The 19,022-nt window shown below is 46.9% G+C and carries 10 protein-coding genes and 1 tRNA gene; 10 read left to right on the top strand and 1 reads right to left on the bottom strand.

The window, feature by feature from the left end:
• Positions 1-192 precede the first annotated feature (192 nt).
• The 9 genes from AC6R10_RS06990 to AC6R10_RS06950 all read left to right on the top strand — a co-directional run bounded on the left by AC6R10_RS06990 (position 193) and on the right by AC6R10_RS06950 (position 15,303).
• Complete coding sequence (locus tag AC6R10_RS06990) at positions 193-5,010, top strand: FimV/HubP family polar landmark protein (protein ID WP_500671856.1); 4,818 nt, start codon at positions 193-195, stop codon at positions 5,008-5,010.
• Positions 5,011-5,104: 94 nt separating this feature from the next.
• Positions 5,105-5,899 carry a tRNA pseudouridine(38-40) synthase TruA gene (truA, locus tag AC6R10_RS06985; RefSeq protein ID WP_500671855.1) on the top strand — a complete coding sequence of 265 codons (795 nt, stop codon included), beginning with the start codon at positions 5,105-5,107 and terminating at the stop codon, positions 5,897-5,899.
• Between the two features lie 174 nt (positions 5,900-6,073).
• Positions 6,074-7,000 carry an acetyl-CoA carboxylase, carboxyltransferase subunit beta gene (gene accD / locus AC6R10_RS06980; RefSeq protein ID WP_500626009.1) on the top strand — a complete coding sequence of 309 codons (927 nt, stop codon included), beginning with the start codon at positions 6,074-6,076 and terminating at the stop codon, positions 6,998-7,000.
• A gap of 43 nt (positions 7,001-7,043) precedes the next feature.
• A complete protein-coding gene (folC, locus tag AC6R10_RS06975; protein WP_500671854.1) occupies positions 7,044-8,300 on the top strand; it encodes a bifunctional tetrahydrofolate synthase/dihydrofolate synthase in 1,257 nt (418 codons plus the stop codon).
• A gap of 9 nt (positions 8,301-8,309) precedes the next feature.
• The gene (locus AC6R10_RS06970; RefSeq protein WP_500671853.1) at positions 8,310-8,843 is read left to right on the top strand and encodes an SPOR domain-containing protein; all 534 of its coding nucleotides are present in this window, start codon (positions 8,310-8,312) and stop codon (positions 8,841-8,843) included.
• A gap of 62 nt (positions 8,844-8,905) precedes the next feature.
• A complete protein-coding gene (locus tag AC6R10_RS06965; RefSeq protein WP_334552740.1) occupies positions 8,906-9,397 on the top strand; it encodes a CvpA family protein in 492 nt (163 codons plus the stop codon).
• Positions 9,398-9,432: 35 nt separating this feature from the next.
• Positions 9,433-10,947 (top strand): amidophosphoribosyltransferase, encoded by a 1,515-nt coding sequence (gene purF / locus AC6R10_RS06960; RefSeq protein WP_487903799.1) that lies wholly within the window; start codon positions 9,433-9,435, stop codon positions 10,945-10,947.
• Positions 10,948-11,314: 367 nt separating this feature from the next.
• Positions 11,315-13,156, top strand: coding sequence for an ATP-dependent nuclease (locus tag AC6R10_RS06955; protein ID WP_500671852.1), 1,842 nt, complete (start codon positions 11,315-11,317; stop codon positions 13,154-13,156).
• Between the two features lie 578 nt (positions 13,157-13,734).
• Positions 13,735-15,303, top strand: a complete 1,569-nt coding sequence (locus AC6R10_RS06950) for a polysaccharide lyase 6 family protein (RefSeq protein WP_500671851.1) — start codon at positions 13,735-13,737, stop codon at positions 15,301-15,303.
• A gap of 833 nt (positions 15,304-16,136) precedes the next feature.
• On the opposite strand, the gene AC6R10_RS06945 is transcribed toward AC6R10_RS06950, so the two are convergent.
• Positions 16,137-16,212, bottom strand: a tRNA-Asn gene (locus tag AC6R10_RS06945).
• Positions 16,213-16,756: 544 nt separating this feature from the next.
• Here AC6R10_RS06945 and uvrB point away from each other — a divergent pair.
• On the top strand, positions 16,757-18,787 hold the full coding sequence (uvrB, locus tag AC6R10_RS06940; RefSeq protein ID WP_487903397.1) for an excinuclease ABC subunit UvrB: 2,031 nt from the start codon (positions 16,757-16,759) through the stop codon (positions 18,785-18,787).
• Positions 18,788-19,022 lie beyond the last annotated feature (235 nt).

Genomic DNA, 19,022 nt, shown 5'->3' with positions numbered 1-19,022 from the left:
GTGCTTCGCTTTTAAGAGCCTCGCCCTAGTGCGAGGCTTTTTTAATCAAAGTAAGAAAATTAGTGTGAGATTCATGCGATTATGGCGTAGGACACACATTTTTTGGCTCTCAGCCTATAGTTTTACTGCGTTTATCCGATATATTTAACAGATCAACGTTTTCAAACTATTAAGCACATAGCTGAGCCTTTTATGCTTCATATTTTTAAGCGCCTGCTTTTGCCTTTGGCATTGGTGGCCGTGACTCAGACATCCATCGTTAGTGCAGAAAGCATTCGCCTAAAGGGTCCAAATGGCGAAATTCAGTCTTCTCCACAGTTTGCACAGCCCCTTGCGCGTCGCTCTGGACTAGCGAATGAACCGTCACGCTTCTACGGACCGACTGGCGAACAAGAGACCTTATGGAGCATCGCTTCGCAACTGAGACCCTCTAATCAAGTCTCTGTGCAGCAAACCCTCTACGCTATTTATCAGATCAATCCCCAAGCTTTCGACAACCAAAATATCCATGAACTGATCCCAGGCAGCAATCTTCGTATCCCTTCATTAGCGCAAATCCAGAGTGCTACCACTGAACAAGCGGTCAATGTGATGGCGGCGCATCAAGCGCGCTTAACTCCGACTCAACCCGTCTCCCCAGCGCCTCAGCCTCAACGGGCAACCCCTGCGGTCACGGCGCCAGTCGAAGCTCCGGTCGTTGAGTCTACAACGCCAGACATGATGGCCAAACCGGCGCAAGATGTGCCGAGTGCACCTGAAAGTCGCCCACAAGACAGTGCCTCACAAAACAGCGATTTGAAAGACATTGCCAATCAAGAGCGCCAAGGTGAAGTCTCGACGCTAGAAAATCAGCTCAAAACCTCCGAAACAGAGTTGATGGCGTTGGAGGAGAAAAACCACAAATTGCGCCTGATGCTTGCACAGGTTCAGTCGGAAGTGGACGTACTCAAAGACTCCTTGGGCGATGAATCTCGCATTCGCAACGAAGTTGAAAAACTGCTGGAAGCCGAACGTCTCAAGTTGGCGGAAGAGCAAAAAATGGCGCCAAGCCAATGGGATAAGTTGCTATCGAACACTTGGGCAGTGGCTGCAATGGCGGTGGTTCCTGGTTTGATCATTGGTTTGTTGGTCATGTTGTTACTCGGGCGCCGTTCTAAATCTGAGCCTCAAGCAGAAACCACACCGGAATCGACGCCAACGGTTGCACCTGTTGTCCCCGATACGCTCAATGAAGATATTGGTGATGATCTTCTGCTTGATGATGACTTGTTTGGCGAGTCAGATGACGGTGAAGCGCTGTTCTCCGATGAATCGGAAGAGCAAAGTGATGAAGCGGATGTGTTTGCCGACCTTGATGACAGCGATTTAGACTTCAACCTCGAGGGCGAAGAGGGTGAGGACCCATTCGCCGGTATCGGCGATGACGGCGATCTGGATGAAACCCTTGCCGATGAAGTGGACAGTGCCAACGGTATCAGCGTCAAAGGGGACGATAAAGCGCTCAGCTTGGAAGAGATGGAACGTGCGCTTGATGATGTCGTGATGGACGACGATGAAGATGACAGTTTCGACCTCTCGGATGGGGGTGACTTTAGTCAAGATGACATTGACTCGTTGCTCGCCGGTGACAGCGATGAAGACCCGCTAGAAAGTAGCGAACTCGATCAATCCATGTTGGATGACTTGTTTGAGCAGAACAAAGAGAGTGATGAAGGCGATGTTGACTTCGATGAGTTGCTTGATGAAGCGGAAAATGCGTTTGACTTGAGTGATGAGGCCGATGACGAACTGACACAAACCTCAATTGCATCCGATGATGATATTGATGCGCTGTTCGCAGAAGCGGAGGCGCAAGCTAACTTAGAGGAACTCGAGTCTAACTCGGTCGATGACGCCGCTCTGCTTGACGAAATGCTAGAGTCAGACTTCCAGCTCGATGATGACGAAGAGGATGACTTCGACGACTTGATTGGCGCCGATATTGAGGAGAGCGTTGAGCCTGAGAGCACCGAGTTACTCGACGAGTTGCTGGAGGTCGATGAAGAGGACCCGTTTGAGGATTCACAATCTTTACTCGACAGTGAACTCGATGAGCTGATTGGTGCCGATGAGTTAAATGCCCCTCTTGATACGGGCACGGATCTGCTGGATGAACTGGTAGGGCAAGATGGCGAAGAGGATCTCAACGATGACGCCACTGACTTGTTCGAAGAGCTGCTTGATATTGAGCAGAGTAGTGAACAGAGCCTAGAAGCCATTGCTGACGACGTGTCGCCTAGCGAGAGCGTGAGTGAAGATGTCGATACCTTACTTGACCAAGCGCAAGCAGAGGAACAGGCTTTACCAGAACCAGAACCAGAACCAGAACCAGAACCAGAACCAGAACCAGAACCAGAACCAGAACCAGAACCAGAACCAGAGAAAGGTTTTTCTAGCGAAGAGTTCATCGACGATATGATGAGTGTTGCCCCGCAAGGTGACCCATTGCTCGACGAACAACAACAAGACCTTGATTTATCTACGTTAGCGCTTGACGAGCAGGACGAGTCTGCTCTCATCCCTGCAGAGCCAGAGCCAGAGCCAGAGCCAGAGCCAGAGCCAGAGCCAGAGCCAGAGCCAGAGCCAGAGCCAGAGCCAGAGCCAGAGCCAGAGCCAGAGCCAGAGCCAGAGCCAGAGCCAGAAGAAGATGAAGACGACTGGTTAAGCGCCGCTATCGACGAAGTGGAAAATCCTGATTATGACTCAGAGACGCCGCTCGATAGTGACGAGTTGCTGCCGCAAAGCGGCAGTGAGGGAAAGCCAGCAGAGCCAGCTACCCAGAGTGATGATGACCAAAGTGATGATGCTGACGATGATGATTGGCTGACGTCTGCCATTGAAGAGGTTGAGCAGCCACACGTTGAAGAGAGCCTATTAGAAGAGAGTCAGGTTAAGGAAGAGTTAGCGACTGAGCCAGAACCAACACAACCTGTAGAGGATGAGCCTACACCTGCCGTTGATGCTGGATGGGACCAGGGCATTGATCAACCAGCTTCTAACACACAGGAGAGCGAAGCGGTAGAAGCACCGGAATCGGATGAGAAAGAATCATCAGACGAGCCGGAGCTTGCGTCATCATCAGCCCCTGAAGTCGCTGCGAATGAGTTTGGTGTTCCGCAAGATGAAGATTGGCTGGTGGAAGACCCAACGCCAGAGATACAAACCGATGCGGATACATCGGACAGTGCAGATCCACTGTCGCAATCTGTCAGTGATATCTCTGACGTCGATGATTTGGAACTTCCAGAACGTACTGAAGAAGATGCCCTCGCGGATGTGGCCAATGAGCCTGCAACATCAGAGCCAGAGAAATCAGTCAGTGACGATGAGACTCTCGATTTTGATGATCTCGAGCTTCCAGAATACAGTGAAGACGATGCGCTTGCGGATATGGCCAACGAGCCTGCCGAACCAGAGTCAGAGAAATCAGTCAGTGACGATGAGACTCTCGATTTTGATGATCTCGAGCTTCCAGAATACAGTGAAGAAGATGCGCTTGCGGATGTGGCCAAAGAATCTGCCACATCAGAGCCAGAGAAATCAGTCAGTGACGATGAGACTCTCGATTTTGATGATTTAGAGCTTCCAGAATACAGTGAAGAAGACGCACTTGCGGATGTGGCCAACGAACCTGCCGCACCAGAGCCAGAGAAATCAGTCGGTGACGATGAGACTCTCGATTTTGATGATTTAGAGCTTCCAGAATACAGTGAAGACGATGCGCTTTCGGATGTGGCCAAAGAACCTGCCACACCAGAGCCAGAGAAATCGCTCAGTGACGATGAGACTCTCGATTTTGATGATTTAGAGCTTCCAGAATACAGTGAAGACGATGCGCTTGCGGATGTGGCCAAAGAACCTGTCACACCAGAGCCAGAGAAATCAGTCAGTGACGATGAGACTTTCGACTTCGATGATCTCGAGCTTCCAGAATACAACGAAGACGATGCTCTGGCGGATTTGGGCGATGAGCCATTCATTGATCTTGAAGAGAAGGCGCTAGCGCCGAGTACAGACTCTCCTCAAGAGGATCAAGCGACGGAATCAGTCGATACCGATGAGCTTGAGCTGCCTGAATATAATGAGGATGACGCACTTGCAGATATGGCTTCAGAGCCGATGTCTGATGACCAAGGCGAACCTGTTGGGCAGGAACTGACCGAGTTTGATGAGCTGGAATTGCCTGAATATGGTGAAGACGAAGCGCTGGCTGACATGCCGACCACAGATGGGGACGCAGAGAGTGCCGATGAGGTCAATTTCAATTTAGACGACTTGGAGACGCCTGAGCTGTCGGAAATTCCTTCCGAACGCCGCGCTGATATCGACGTCGCTGAGGCAATGGCCGCACAAGAGTTTGATGAGCAAGCCTTTGATGAGTTGCTTGCAGACAGCGAGGATGCCGCACCTAGCTTCTCATTTGACAGCCCGATCGATGCCACGACGTCTGACAGTGCCGGTATGGATATTGACGCTATGCTCGAGATGGGCGGCGAAGATTGGAACGGCTTTACGCTCTCTCCCGAGCAGCAGGCACAGATTTCGGATGACATTCCTGAAGAAGAGCGTGGGGTTTGGGATCAAGATAATGCTCTTGAGCAACCTGAGGTCAGCGATGAAGATTGGAGCATTCAAGACAGCGCCGACGACTTCAGCCCGCAGAAAAATCAGTTTAGAACCATTGATGAACTGATGGCAGAAGTGGAGATGGAAGAGCAGCAAGAGCTGGATGACGAGCTCAAGTTGGATGTTGGCCTGAATGATTTCCCTGATGTGATCGGTGACATTGGTGATGAGATTGACGTCGATTCAAACGCAGAGGCGGCAGGAAAACTTGATCTCGCCAAGATTTACGTTGAGATGAATGACGCGCAAGGGGCCATCAAACTACTCGAAGAGGCGATTGTCGATGGCAGTGACGAGATCCGTCGAGAAGCCAAACGTCTGATTGACAAAATCAACCGCGGATAAGCGAGTTAGAGTGAGGTAAGAGGGCTGCGGCCCTCTTATTTTTTATCCTTATTAAAGGTATACTGCCCGGCCCATTTTTAAAGAGATTCTGCAGATGAGAATAGCGTTAGGTATCGAATATAACGGTACTCAATACTATGGCTGGCAACGCCAAAAAGAGGTGAAAAGTGTTCAGGAAGCGCTCGAGAAAGCGTTGAGTGTTGTCGCCAATCACCCCGTTGAAGTGCAATGTGCTGGCAGGACAGATGCAGGCGTACATGGCACTGGCCAAGTGGTTCACTTTGATACCACGGCAGAAAGAAAAATGGTGGCGTGGACTATGGGCGTGAACGCCAATTTGCCATCGGATGTCTGTGTTCGCTGGGCGAAAGAGGTACCGGAGTCGTTCCATGCTCGTTTCTCTGCGACCGCGCGACGCTACCGCTATATTATCTTCAATAGCCCTCTGAGACCCGGGATCCTCTCGTCAGGCGTGAGCCACTACCACGGTGAACTGGATGAAGCATTGATGCACCAAGCTGGGCAGTATTTGCTCGGCGAAAACGACTTTACCTCATTTCGAGCGGTGCAATGCCAATCTCGTAGCCCTTGGCGCAATGTGATGCACCTGAATGTGTCTCGTCACGGGCAATATGTCGTGATTGATATTAAGGCCAATGCCTTTGTGCATCATATGGTGCGTAATATTACCGGCAGCCTTATCTGCGTGGGACGCGGTGAGCAAAAGCCCGAGTGGATAGAGTGGTTGCTTGGCGTGAAAGACAGAAAATTGGCGGGCGCCACAGCGAAAGCAGAAGGATTATATTTGGTGGATGTGGATTATCCGGATGAGTATCAGTTGCCACGCGTACCGATCGGACCTCTGTTTTTGCCAGACAATCTGAACTAATTCGTGATAAATTGTCGAATCAATCAGGACGTTAGGGCGTGAGACAGAGAGCCAGAAAATAGGTACAACCAGTTTTTTGTCTACACTTGGCATTTAATATGCTTTAATCCTCACGCGTAAATTCAGAATTTGAATCCCTGTATTGAACGGGGATCGAGAGAGAAAAGGTCTTCCATGAGTTGGCTTGAAAAGATTTTAGAAAAGAGCAATATCGGCACATCGAGAAAAGCGTCAATCCCTGAAGGGGTATGGACCAAGTGTACATCGTGTGAACAAGTGCTTTATCACGCTGAACTAGAGCGAAATCTAGAAGTTTGTCCTAAATGTGATCACCACATGCGCATGTCGTCGCGTCGTCGTCTTGAAACATTTTTGGATGAAGGCAATCGTACTGAGTTAGCCACTGAGCTTGAGCCACAAGATAAGCTCAAGTTCCGCGATTCGAAGAAATACAAAGACCGTATTTCTGCTGCGCAAAAGAGCAGTGGTGAAAAAGACGCGCTCATCGTTATGCAAGGCGAGCTGTTGGGTCTACCTGTGGTCGCGTGTGCGTTTGAGTTCTCCTTTATGGGGGGCTCGATGGGTTCAGTCGTTGGCGCTCGTTTCGTACGTGCGGTTGAAGCGGCGATGGAAAACAACTGTGGCTTAGTCTGTTTCTCGGCCAGTGGTGGTGCGCGAATGCAAGAGGCGCTAATGTCTCTGATGCAGATGGCAAAAACCAGTGCAGCGTTAGAGCGACTATCGCAAAAAGGCTTGCCGTTCATCTCAGTAATGACGGACCCAACCATGGGCGGTGTATCGGCGAGCTTAGCGATGCTAGGCGATATCAATATTGGTGAACCCAAAGCACTGATTGGTTTTGCAGGTCGCCGTGTGATTGAACAAACCGTTCGTGAAGATCTTCCAGAAGGCTTCCAGCGCAGTGAGTTCCTATTGGAACACGGGGCTATCGATATGATTGTTGATCGCCGTGAAATGCGTCAACGCATCGGCAGTTTGTTGGCCAAAATGACCAATCAACCGTCGCCATTGGTGGTTTCTGTGAATGATGCGCCAAATGAACCTGCATATGAAGTACCAGAAGCGGACGAAAAAGGGTAAAGTAACACACTAACAAACCACCACAATTTATGGTTTCAGTTAGATGAGTCAAACCCAAATTCCACAAGCCACATCCCCTCTTACGATGTGGCTTGATTATTTAGCCAACATCCATACCTCAGCGATAGATCTCGGGCTAGACCGAGTCCAAGCCGTCGCACAACAAGCCAACTTAACCAAACCCGCTCCGACAGTCATTACCGTTGCTGGCACCAACGGCAAAGGTTCTACCTGCGCTTTGATGGAAGCGATTTTGCTGGACGCAGGGTATAAAGTCGGTGTCTACTCTTCTCCTCATTTAATTCGATACAACGAGCGCGTGCGCATCAATGGCGTCGATTTAGCCGACGAGAAGCATTGCCAAGCCTTCGATTTCATTGAACAGCAGCGTGGGGATATCAGCCTAAGCTTTTTTGAGTTTGGCACGCTTGCGGCGTTACGCCTGTTTCAAACCGAGCAAGTGGATGTTGTCTTGCTTGAGGTCGGTTTGGGCGGGCGTTTAGACGCCACTAATGTCGTCGATCATGACGTATCCGTGATTACCAGTTTAGCCATCGACCACGTCGATTGGCTGGGCGATGACATTAACGTGATTGGTTTTGAGAAAGCCGGCATCTTTCGCGCAGGCAAACCAGCGATTTGCGGTCAACCGAAAGCGCCATCAACCGTGGCAGCACACGCCGATGATATTCAGGCTGAGCTCTTTCAAGTGGGGATTCAATACCACTACGAGCAACAATCAGAGACACAATGGCGCTGGCAACTTGGCACTTTTGAATTAAACGAGCTACCCATTCCCGGACTGCCGCTGCAGAACGCGGCGACGGCCTTAACGGCGCTGGCAAACGCCAATCTGGATATCACAGATATCAATATCGTCAACGGCCTTAAAAACGCCACCTTGCCAGGGCGCATGCAAATTCTGCACACTTCGCCAGTGATACTTTTGGATGTCGCGCACAATCCACATTCAGCGCAATACCTGGTTGAACGTGTAGCCAAGCAATACCCAAAACGTGTGATTCATACTGTGGTGGGCATGCTGCATGATAAAGACATCAAGGCGACGCTGGCTATCTTGAGCGAGCTCTCTTCGCACTGGTATCCAGCTTCACTGCATGGTCCTCGCGCCGCGCACGCTAATGAACTGGCAAGTCATTTACCAGCCGCGACTCAAACCTTTGATTCTCCGGTGCTGGCTTTTGAAGCCGCGATGACAAAGGCGGGCCAAGACGATGTGATACTGGTTGTTGGCTCATTTCATACCGTTGGGGAAGTGTTGGCGCATTGGCAAACATAAGGAGATTAAATGGCGAGCAAATTTCAAAACCGCTTAGTCGGTACCATCATCTTAGTGGCGATTGGCGTCATCGTATTGCCCGATGTGCTCGATGGCAAGAAAAGCCACTATCAGGAAGAGATCGCCAGTATTCCGCTAAAACCGGAGCTTGAAAGCGATCTGGAATCGTTTGAGATTCTCGAGCCGGTGGATGACTCGAAAGCGCTGCCCGATACACCTGTCGCGGTCGTCACTCAAGAGGGGAGTGCAGAAGAGGCGCCACTCGAGGTGATCGTTAAAGCCATCCCTGAACGCAATGAGTATCAAGACAGTGCATGGATCATCCAACTGATGGCGTTAAAAAACGCAGAGAATGCACAGAGCGTCGTGGATGATTTACAAAAGCGCGGATACCAAGCACACACCAAATTAGAGAATGGTTTTACCCGAGTAATTATTGGTCCTGATGTGTCGAAGAGTAAACTCGAACGCCAAGTGATTGAACTGGAAAAGATCACTGGCTCAAAAGGCCGATTGCTTAAATTTAAACCACTAAATCCATAAGAAAACGTTTGCGTCAGCGTTTTTTCTGTTAAAATGCGCGCCAACTTAAGATGTAGAACAACATGAACTGGTTAGATATTGTCATTTTAAGTGTGATCGGCCTCTCAGCGCTGATCAGTTTAATTCGTGGCTTCGCGAAAGAAGCACTGTCTCTTGTTATCTGGTTTGGCGCCTTTTTTATTGCCAGTCAGTACTACGCGAAATTGGCGATGTATTTCACCAATATCGAAGATGACATGATTCGAAACGGGTCCGCGATCGCTGCTCTGTTTATTGCAACTCTGATTGTCGGTGCTATCGTCAATTATGTGATTGCTCAATTAGTGCAGAAGACAGGTTTGTCTGGAACGGATAGAGTCCTTGGTATCGTGTTTGGCGGTTTACGAGGTGTTCTTATAGTGTCAGCGGCACTATTCTTCATGGATGCGTTTACGTCGTTTCCAGACTCACAGTGGTGGAAAGGGTCGCAGTTGGTACCGGAATTCAGCCGCATCATCGCACCTTTTTTTGAACACCTACAAGCAACATCTAGTTTCTTATCTGGGGCGCTATAGCGCTCCAGCCATTGTCGAAAATCGAGGGTTAAGACATGTGTGGTATTGTTGGAATCGTGGGCACAACGCCTGTAAACCAGTCTATCTATGACGCATTGACGGTATTGCAGCATCGTGGCCAAGATGCCGCGGGTATTTGTACCATAGATAGCAATCGTTTTCGTCTGAGAAAGGCGAACGGTTTAGTAAAGGATGTGTTTGAAGCCAAACACATGCAAAGACTTCAAGGTACAGTGGGTATCGGCCATGTTCGCTACCCAACAGCAGGAAGCTCAAGCGCGTCTGAAGCGCAACCTTTCTACGTGAACTCACCATTTGGTATCACACTGGCTCACAACGGTAACCTCACAAACGCACACGAAATTCGCGAAAAGTTGTTCGAGAAAGACCGTCGTCACATCAACACCACCTCTGATTCAGAAGTGTTGCTTAACGTGTTGGCTCATGAAATTGATACTGTCAAAGGTAATGTAACCTCTGAAGATGTGTTCCGTGCTGTCACCAACGTGCATCGCGCGATTCGTGGTGCTTACGCGGTGACGGCTATGATCATCGGTCACGGCATGATAGCGTTCCGCGATCCTAACGGCATTCGCCCATTGTGTTTAGGTAAACGCGAGGTTGAAGGTCGCACTGAGTACATGGTTGCCTCTGAATCAGTGGCACTGGATGCGGTCGGTTTTGACTTTATGCGCGATGTCGCGCCAGGTGAAGCAATCTATGCAACGTTTGATGGGCAACTGCATACTAAGCAGTGTGCGGATAACCCTCGACTCAACCCATGTATTTTCGAATTTGTTTACTTTGCACGTCCTGACTCATTTATCGATAAGATTTCGGTGTACAGCGCGCGCGTGGAAATGGGCAAGAAACTGGGCGACCGAATTCGTGACGAATTTTCTGATCTGGATATTGATGTGGTTATCCCGATTCCAGAGACCTCGTGTGACATCGCCCTACAAATCGCTCAAGCGATTGAAAAGCCTTACCGCCAAGGTTTTGTGAAAAACCGCTATGTTGGCCGCACGTTCATCATGCCGGGTCAGCAGCAGCGTAAGAAGTCAGTACGTCGTAAACTCAACGCGATTCGTTCAGAGTTTAAAGACAAGAATGTGTTGTTGGTTGATGACTCTATCGTACGTGGTACTACGTCAGAGCAGATCATCGAAATGGCCCGCGATTCAGGTGCGAAGAAAGTGTACATGGTCTCTGCTGCGCCAGAGATTCGCTTCCCGAACGTGTACGGCATTGACATGCCAAGCGCCAATGAGCTTATCGCCCATGGCCGAGACAACGAAGCGATCTGTAAGCAAATTGGTGCCGATGAGCTCATTTTCCAGACGTTGGAAGACCTTACGGACGCCGTTGGCCTAGGCAACACAGACATCTCTCAGTTCGAAACGTCGGTATTTAGCGGTGAATACGTAACCGGCGACATCAATCAGCAGTACTTAGACTTTCTTGAGTCTTTGCGCAGCGATGATGCAAAAACGCAGCGAGAGATTCAGCAAGAGCTTGCTAACTTAGAGTTGCATAACGAAGGCGCGTAACCTCCACGCTCTCTACGTAAACGTATTTAATGGTCATCCAACGGATGACCATTTTTTATTGCGCAATCCGGCTGCTGTCAGATGACAATAACGTGCGATTACTTTTTGGGTTTAAAGCCCTAATTAGCTGAACAAGCGTTATCTCATTAATTAGATGGTACGCCCCAAAGTGAGCTAAGCACTAATGAATGAGTAGTCTTTGCGAACTGCTTTTGAAATACAGAATCTAATGGCAAACCCAAGTGCAAGGCTACTCCCCTTTTTTTCTTACTGGGTAGCACTTCTCATTTCGCTTAAGAAATTTAACCTACTGAAAAGTATACTTTTGTATTAGTATTAAGGCTCTAAGATAACTTTGGAGCAGTAAATGATACGCCAGATCTCTATCAAGAACTTCCGTTCTATCTCTAACCAAGCGTTTAAGGCTGAAGAGATCACGACATTTGTTGGAAGGAATGATGCTGGAAAGTCCAATGTGCTACGAGCACTAAACCTGTTCTTCAATGGGCAAACAGATCACAATCAGAACTTTAATTTTGAGAACGATCACAATAAATATGCTCCTAAGTATAACCAACGAGCGCAAGAGATTGTTATTGAACTTGCCTTAAAGCTTCCCAAAAGCTATCGAAAAAACTTAACACAAGACCATGTTTACTGGAAAAAAGTATGGCGGGAAGAAGGGGTTCGAAACGACTATGAAGAAAGTGGGTTGTGTACAATCAGGAATAACCAGATACAAAAAAGAGCTAAAGGTTTTCCTCCTCGCAGCAAAATTCCAAATTTATTAAATGCAATTGATTTCGAGTATATACCAGCAACAAAAGACTGGAATTATTTTCAGAATTTGCAAATTAAACTATATGATTCATTGGCTAACTTGTCTGATCAAGGTTTACATCAATCTGCTTCAAGTTTCGAACAAGAGATCAATACTCATGTTCAAGACCTTACAAAAGCAATAGATGATGAGTTTTCGGGTAGTAATGTGGTCAAACTCCCCAAAAACCTTAGGAGCATTTTTGGAGCATTGGAGTTTAATGCAGATGAAATTCCATTGACCAGGAGAGGTGATGGAATAAAGATCCGCCACATACCGATGATCCTGTCATTTATTGCGTCTAGGAAGCAAAAAGCGGCAAAGAGAAATACAATTAAACCCCAGATATGGGCTTTCGAAGAGCCAGAGAATAACGTTGAGTTCTTATCCTGCTTCGAGCTTAATAGGCAGTTAATTGAAGCTGCAAAAAATCACACTCAAATACTAATTACAACTCACTCCCCAGCAATTTACTCTATTGGTTCATCTGAAAAGTTACCTTCGAATGTTAAGACAACCAGTTACTATGTTGGACAGAAAGATAACGCCACTTTTGTTAGTCAGACTGACGAGAAAGCATTGCATGGTAATATGGGCTTTCTACAGCTAATTGCACCAATAGTTGAAGATAAAAGAAAAGAGTGGGATCAGAGAGAGAAAGAGTACATCCAAGCTCAAGAAAATCTTAAAAATAAACTGTCTAAAACTAAGCTACCTCACCTTTTCCTTGAGGGAAAAAGTGATAAGAAAGTTTTTGGCTGTTTACTTAAAGCAAAAGGACTTAATGACAAGGTTCATATTTTTGTCCCATCAAATGCTAGTAACGGTGCTAATTCGGCAGCCGATAGACTACAAGCATTTCATTTGCTTCAAAAGCACGTTAAGCCCAAGGATAAATTGCAAGCTCTTATCATTTTGGACAACGATGATGCAGGAAAAAAGGCCTCAGAGACTTTAGACGATGCTGTTGCTTCCAAGCATATAAAACGCTTTTTATTGAAGCCAAATGATGACCTAAAAGCAATGTTCAAAGTCGGCGGATTAAACATAAATACTGATCTGGAAAGGTTAATGCCCCCTTCACTTTGGCAGCTAGCTAAGACGGAAGGTTGGGTCGAGTTAGTTAACGACCACTATGAAAAGTTAACTGAGTGTGGGCGAAAAAAAATATGCAATGACAACATTAGCTTTGATGACCTTATTAGTAAGCTATCTGAGCATCAAAAGGATCTACTAAACTATCGATTCACCGATGAGGGCAAAGATGCTTTAAGCCGTCATATTGAGTCTTCGGAAGACGAAGCTCTAGTAGATGCGTTGCTTGATGCATTTAAAGAGCCATTGGATATCATAGAAAATTTCTTGCTAGCGCCTACTAAAACGCAATAAGTCGACACTTTATTTTGTGGCTACAGAAAATTAAAGGCTAGTCTCGCAGATGCTTGGGAGTAGCAACTTAGCATTACTTAGTGGTTTTTCCATACTGAAAGTAATTTATGAATTTCTAATTTAGCATAATCACTGACTCATTTTTGTCCAGAAACGTGCTAGTGGGAACACTGCTAGCAGGAAGAATTACCAACTCATTCATACTTTATATCTTTCCCAAAATCCCGATCAATATTTCGTTATGGCAAGTGCACTAATATTACAAATTATCCTTGATTTGCAGAGCCTCTCATATGGTCTAGTTTAAAACTTCTACTAAGAGTTAAGACGATCCCAAATTTAAGTATTTAAAAACAATAAGTTAAAATAAAATCTAAGAGATCTATTAACCTGAACCAAGACCCTTTACAACCCTTAAATAGCACAGTATATTTGTATTATTAAATTATTTTAATTTATCCGCAGTTTAACAAAGCCGATGCGATTCAGACCACATTCCAAGGGCGAGTCAGTTTTCTCGCCCTCTTGTGTGTTGCTAACCTTCCCTCATACTCAAATACCCTACGAAAGAGATACTAATGAAAAAGTCACCAATTGCATTTATTTTAGGTTCATTACTATTCGCAAGCGCGACAACGAGCCACGCAAGCACAGAACAAGTTACCCAACCGACAGCAGTTATGGTTGATCAAGGTGTTGCTGTGGCTTCTGCACAAGAGGTGCTGGAGCTACGCGAGAGCATCAACAACGCGCAAGATGGCGACGTTATTAGCATCAAACCAGGTCGCTATGCCGATTTAGGTCGTGTGACTTTATCTGCGAGCAACGTCAAGATTGTTGCTCAAGAGCCTGGAACTGCCATTTTTAACGGTTCAACTCAGTTCTTGATTAAGGGTGATAACAACCTAATTGAAAGCTTAGTCTTCACTGATGGGGGCGCAACACTAAGCACTGAAAGTCATGATGCAAACATCATGGGCGTGTTTGGTATCTTTGGTAAAAACAACACCTTAAATAACTCTGTTATCTACAAGTTCAACGATTACGAATACGTAGCAGATGAGAAAGGAAAATACCCTAACATCCGTTGGATCACGGTTGGCGGCGAAAATAACAAGATTACCAACAATACTTTTGAAGGTAAGTACAAGCGCGGCGCGATGCTTGTTGTCGCAACATCAGACAAGTTAGAGAAAACTCTGATCGAAGGTAACATCTTTAAAGACCTGACGGCTTTAGATATGGAGCTGATCGAAAACTCAAACCCGAAAATGGTGAGAACCAACCGCAACGACAGACAAGCGATCCGCGTGGGTGACAGCCACAACTCACTGTTTGATTCACAAAGTATTATCCGCAATAACTACTTCGACAATATCAGTGGTTATGTCGGTAAAAACGGCTCTGGCGAGATCGAGCTTATCTCTGTGAAAGCGAGCGGCATCACTTTTGATGGCAACACAATCAAAAACAGTACTTCGATGATTTCTTTACGTCATGGCCATAATAATGTTGTGACAAACAACGTGATCTTACCGGGTAACACGGCTAACTCAGGCGGTATCCGTATCTATGATGAGAACCACATAATTGAAAACAACTATATCGAAGGTACATTGGGTAAAGGTACTTACCGTGGCGCTCTTGTGCTGAACACAGGCATCATCGATGTAGCGAATGGCGAAGTGCTAAGTAAAGACTCAACGGACGGCAAAACACTGCAAAAACAGTGGACACCAAAAGACGTTGTGGTTAAGAACAACACGCTAGTGAACAACACACAAGGTATCTTTGCGAGTAATGCAATTCACCGTGTGAGCTTAACCAACGATGAACGTGTTGAAACAATCTTCCCAGCTGTTAATACGCTATTTGAAAACAACCTGTCTATCGCAACTGAAGATGGTACAAACGCATTCCGACAATTTGAAGGCGAAAAATTCCAGATGGTTGGTTCTAAGTTTGTGAACAATATCTTCTATGGTCAAATCGAAGGCTTAGACCAATTGCCTGAGGGTGTTACTACAGACGCACCAGCAATGGAGCGTGACGAGCAAGGTCTATTGAAAGCGGTGGGTACAGTAGGTGCGTCTAACCTAACAGTACTAAATGAAGAAATGGTTGGTTCAACTATCGTTATCAACTAATCGATTTCAATAATTTAATCTGGTTCGTTCAGCCATCTATACTCTGAGCGGGCCGGCCATCCGGCTGTGACATATTCACTGTTCACAACGCTCTGAACGTAAAAAAGCCCAACTTATTTCTAAGCTGGGCTTTCTTGAATTTGGCTCCCCCTGCGGGACTCGAACGGGCCGGCCATCCGGCTGTGACATATTCACCGTTCACAAAGCTCTGAACGTAAAAAAGCCCAACTTATTTCTAAGCTGGGCTTTCTTGAATTTGGCTCCCCCTGCGGGACTCGAACGGGCCGGCCATCCGGCTGTGACATATTCACCGTTCACAAAGCTCTGAACGTAAAAAAGCCCAACTTATTTCTAAGCTGGGCTTTCTTGAATTTGGCTCCCCCTGCGGGACTCGAACGGGCCGGCCATCCGGCTGTGACATATTCACTGTTCACAAAGCTCTGAACGTAAAAATGCCCAACTGTATAAGCTGGGCATTTTTAGGAATTTGGCTCCCCCTGCGGGACTCGAACGGGCCGGCCATCCGGCTGTGACATATTCACTGTTCACAACGCTCTGAACGTAAAAAAGCCCAACTTATTTTAAGCTGGGCTTTCTTGAATTTGGCTCCCCCTGCGGGACTCGAGCGGGCCGGCCATCCGGCTGTGACATATTCACTGTTCACAAAGCTCTGAACGTAAAAATGCCCAACTGTATAAGCTGGGCATTTTTAGGAATTTGGCTCCCCCTGCGGGACTCGAACGGGCCGGCCATCCGGCTGCGACATATTCACCGTTCACAAAGCTCTGAACGTAAAAAAGCCCAACTTATTTTAAGCTGGGCTTTCTTGAATTTGGCTCCCCCTGCGGGACTCGAACCTGCGACATACGGATTAACAGTCCGCCGTTCTACCAACTGAACTAAGGGGGAATTGCTCTAAAGCGAGCGGAATATTAGCAGTACCAGAAAATCTGTCAAGTTTCATTCTGCGTAAAAACGCAAAAATTAATCATAAAAAAAGCTTTACTTTTCTGTAGCCCTTGCGGCATTTGGGCTCTATTTACTTATCCACCAAAATTGTGGATAAGTGTGTGCATGAGATCTGATCAAGTAAAATTTCCGTCAAAATTAATGCCTTTACTCTAATTTGTAACGTGAAGAGTTTGGGTTACAACACCTTGTTCTATCAGATGATAATCGAGAAAATGCCTGAGAAACGGCGAGATCTTAGCCTGTGCATAACAAAAATAGAATGTAACAAACTAGCTTGAAATGTGAGTAAGCTGTGGAGTAAAAGAGAGGGATTTTAGGAGTAGATTTCCTTTAGGGGGAGGAATATTAACAGGAATGAATATGATGATCTAGAGTAAATTCTACAGATAAGAAAAATCGGTAATTTATTTTTCTCTCGCCTATTGAGTCTGTATATCTATACAGCCAAAATAGACCAAATTGTCTCACGGTGTACATGCGTATGAATAAAGTATTTGATCTGGTCTCAGACTATCAGCCATCAGGGGATCAGCCAACCGCGATCAAGCAGTTACTCGAGGGCCTTGATGCAGGGCTTGCCCATCAAACACTGCTCGGTGTTACGGGCTCTGGCAAGACGTTCACACTGGCGAATGTGATTGCTCAAGCACAAAGGCCAGCCATTCTACTTGCACCGAATAAAACACTGGCTGCGCAGCTGTACGGAGAGATGAAGTCGTTTTTCCCTAATAATGCTGTTGAGTATTTCGTCTCTTACTACGATTACTATCAGCCTGAAGCCTACGTACCCACCACCGACACCTTTATTGAAAAGGACGCCTCGGTTAACTCGCACATAGAGCAAATGCGCCTGTCGGCCACCAAAGCGCTACTTGAGCGTAAAGATGCCATCATCGTCGCGTCGGTGTCTGCGATCTATGGTTTGGGCGATCCTGAATCCTATTTGCAAATGATGTTGCACATCCGTCGCGGCGATGTGATGGACCAACGTGATATCCTACGTCGTTTGGCCGAATTGCAATACAGCCGCAACGACGTGGCGTTCGAGCGCGGCCAATTTCGAGTGCGTGGAGAGGTGATCGACATCTTTCCGGCTGAATCGGATCAAGATGCGGTACGGATTGAGATGTTTGATGATGAGATAGATTGCATCAGCGTGTTTGACCCGCTCACGGGTGTGGTGAAACAGCGAGACCTACCGCGATTTACCATTTATCCAAAAACGCACTACGTTACCCCTCGAGATCGTATTTTAGATGCGATAGAAAAAATCAAGGTAGAGTTGGAAGGGCGTAAAAAAACGTTGCTGGAAAACAACAAATTGCTTGAAGAGCAGAGGATCTCCCAGCGTACTCAGTTTGATATAGAGATGATGAACGAGTTGGGTTTTTGCTCGGGGATTGAAAACTACTCCCGCTACCTCAGTGGTCGAAATGAGGGAGAGCCGCCGCCGACCTTGTTTGACTATCTACCGCACGATGGCTTGTTGGTGATTGATGAATCGCACGTTACAGTTCCGCAAATCGGCGCGATGTTCAAAGGGGATCGCTCACGAAAAGAGACCTTAGTGGAGTTTGGTTTTCGTCTGCCGTCGGCGCTCGATAATCGTCCGTTGAAGTTTGAAGAGTTTGAATCATTGGCACCGCAAACCATTTTTGTTTCAGCGACGCCAGGTAATTATGAGCTAGAGAAATCGGATGGGGAGATCGCCGATCAGGTCGTTAGGCCGACGGGTTTGCTTGACCCACAACTTGAAGTGCGCCCCGTGGCGACTCAGGTAGATGATCTACTGTCAGAAATTCGTATTCGAGCGGCGAAAGATGAGCGTGTGTTAGTCACGACGCTGACCAAGCGAATGGCGGAGGATCTCACTGAGTACTTGACCGAGCATGACGTCAAAGTGCGTTATTTACACTCAGACATCGATACGGTGGAGCGGGTCGAGATCATTCGCGATCTGAGACTTGGTGAGTTTGACGTCCTAGTGGGTATTAACCTGTTGCGAGAAGGACTCGATATGCCTGAGGTCTCTCTCGTAGCGATTTTAGACGCAGATAAAGAAGGCTTCTTGCGTTCAGAACGTTCCTTGATTCAGACCATAGGCCGCGCGGCGCGAAACATTGAGGGTCGAGCGATTCTGTACGCGGACACCATCACCAAGTCGATGAAGAAAGCGATGGACGAGACGAATCGACGTCGCGAGAAACAGCAAGCTTACAACGAGAAAATGGGCATAGAGCCACAAGCATTAAAACGTAATATCAAAGATATTATGGAGCTAGGTGATATCACGAAGTCGAAGCGTCAGAAGAATCAAAACGCCGTGCCTTTGTCCAAAGTCGCCGAGTTGTCTCAATCCTATGGCAATATGAGCCCACAAGAGTTAGAGAAAGCGATCAGTCAGCTCGAAGCGCAAATGTATCGTCATGCGCAAGAGTTGGAATTTGAGCTTGCTGCTGAGAAGCGTGACCAAATTGACAAGCTGAGGCAGCAATTTATTGCCAACAGCTAATCCCAGATCACAAGACAAAAAAAAGCCAACAGAAATCAGTTCTATTGGCTATTCTTGTGAATACTTTGTTCACTAACAACGTCAGTTGGCTAGGTGACCCATGAGGGTCACAGTGTTTGTTGCATCTAGCGTGCCAACTTTTAAAGCGTGATTTTCATTCAATTACGCGCTTTTTAGGTGATAAATTTGCAAAATGCAATGCGCAATGCAATCATTTAGTCGAATGCAAAATAAA

It is taken from the genome of Vibrio sp. R12-SG2-ISO1 (assembly GCF_059834045.1).
Note: the sequence above shows the minus strand (reverse complement) of the source record. Positions and strands in the feature narration are given on the sequence as shown.

Coding starts and splice junctions, on each gene's coding strand:
- AC6R10_RS06965 (WP_334552740.1), top strand. CDS start 8,906: ATGAACTGGTTAGATATTGTCATTTTAAGTGTGATCGGCCTCTCAGCG.
- truA (WP_500671855.1), top strand. CDS start 5,105: ATGAGAATAGCGTTAGGTATCGAATATAACGGTACTCAATACTATGGC.
- purF (WP_487903799.1), top strand. CDS start 9,433: ATGTGTGGTATTGTTGGAATCGTGGGCACAACGCCTGTAAACCAGTCT.
- uvrB (WP_487903397.1), top strand. CDS start 16,757: ATGAATAAAGTATTTGATCTGGTCTCAGACTATCAGCCATCAGGGGAT.
- AC6R10_RS06955 (WP_500671852.1), top strand. CDS start 11,315: ATGATACGCCAGATCTCTATCAAGAACTTCCGTTCTATCTCTAACCAA.
- AC6R10_RS06970 (WP_500671853.1), top strand. CDS start 8,310: ATGGCGAGCAAATTTCAAAACCGCTTAGTCGGTACCATCATCTTAGTG.
- AC6R10_RS06990 (WP_500671856.1), top strand. CDS start 193: ATGCTTCATATTTTTAAGCGCCTGCTTTTGCCTTTGGCATTGGTGGCC.
- accD (WP_500626009.1), top strand. CDS start 6,074: ATGAGTTGGCTTGAAAAGATTTTAGAAAAGAGCAATATCGGCACATCG.
- AC6R10_RS06950 (WP_500671851.1), top strand. CDS start 13,735: ATGAAAAAGTCACCAATTGCATTTATTTTAGGTTCATTACTATTCGCA.
- folC (WP_500671854.1), top strand. CDS start 7,044: ATGAGTCAAACCCAAATTCCACAAGCCACATCCCCTCTTACGATGTGG.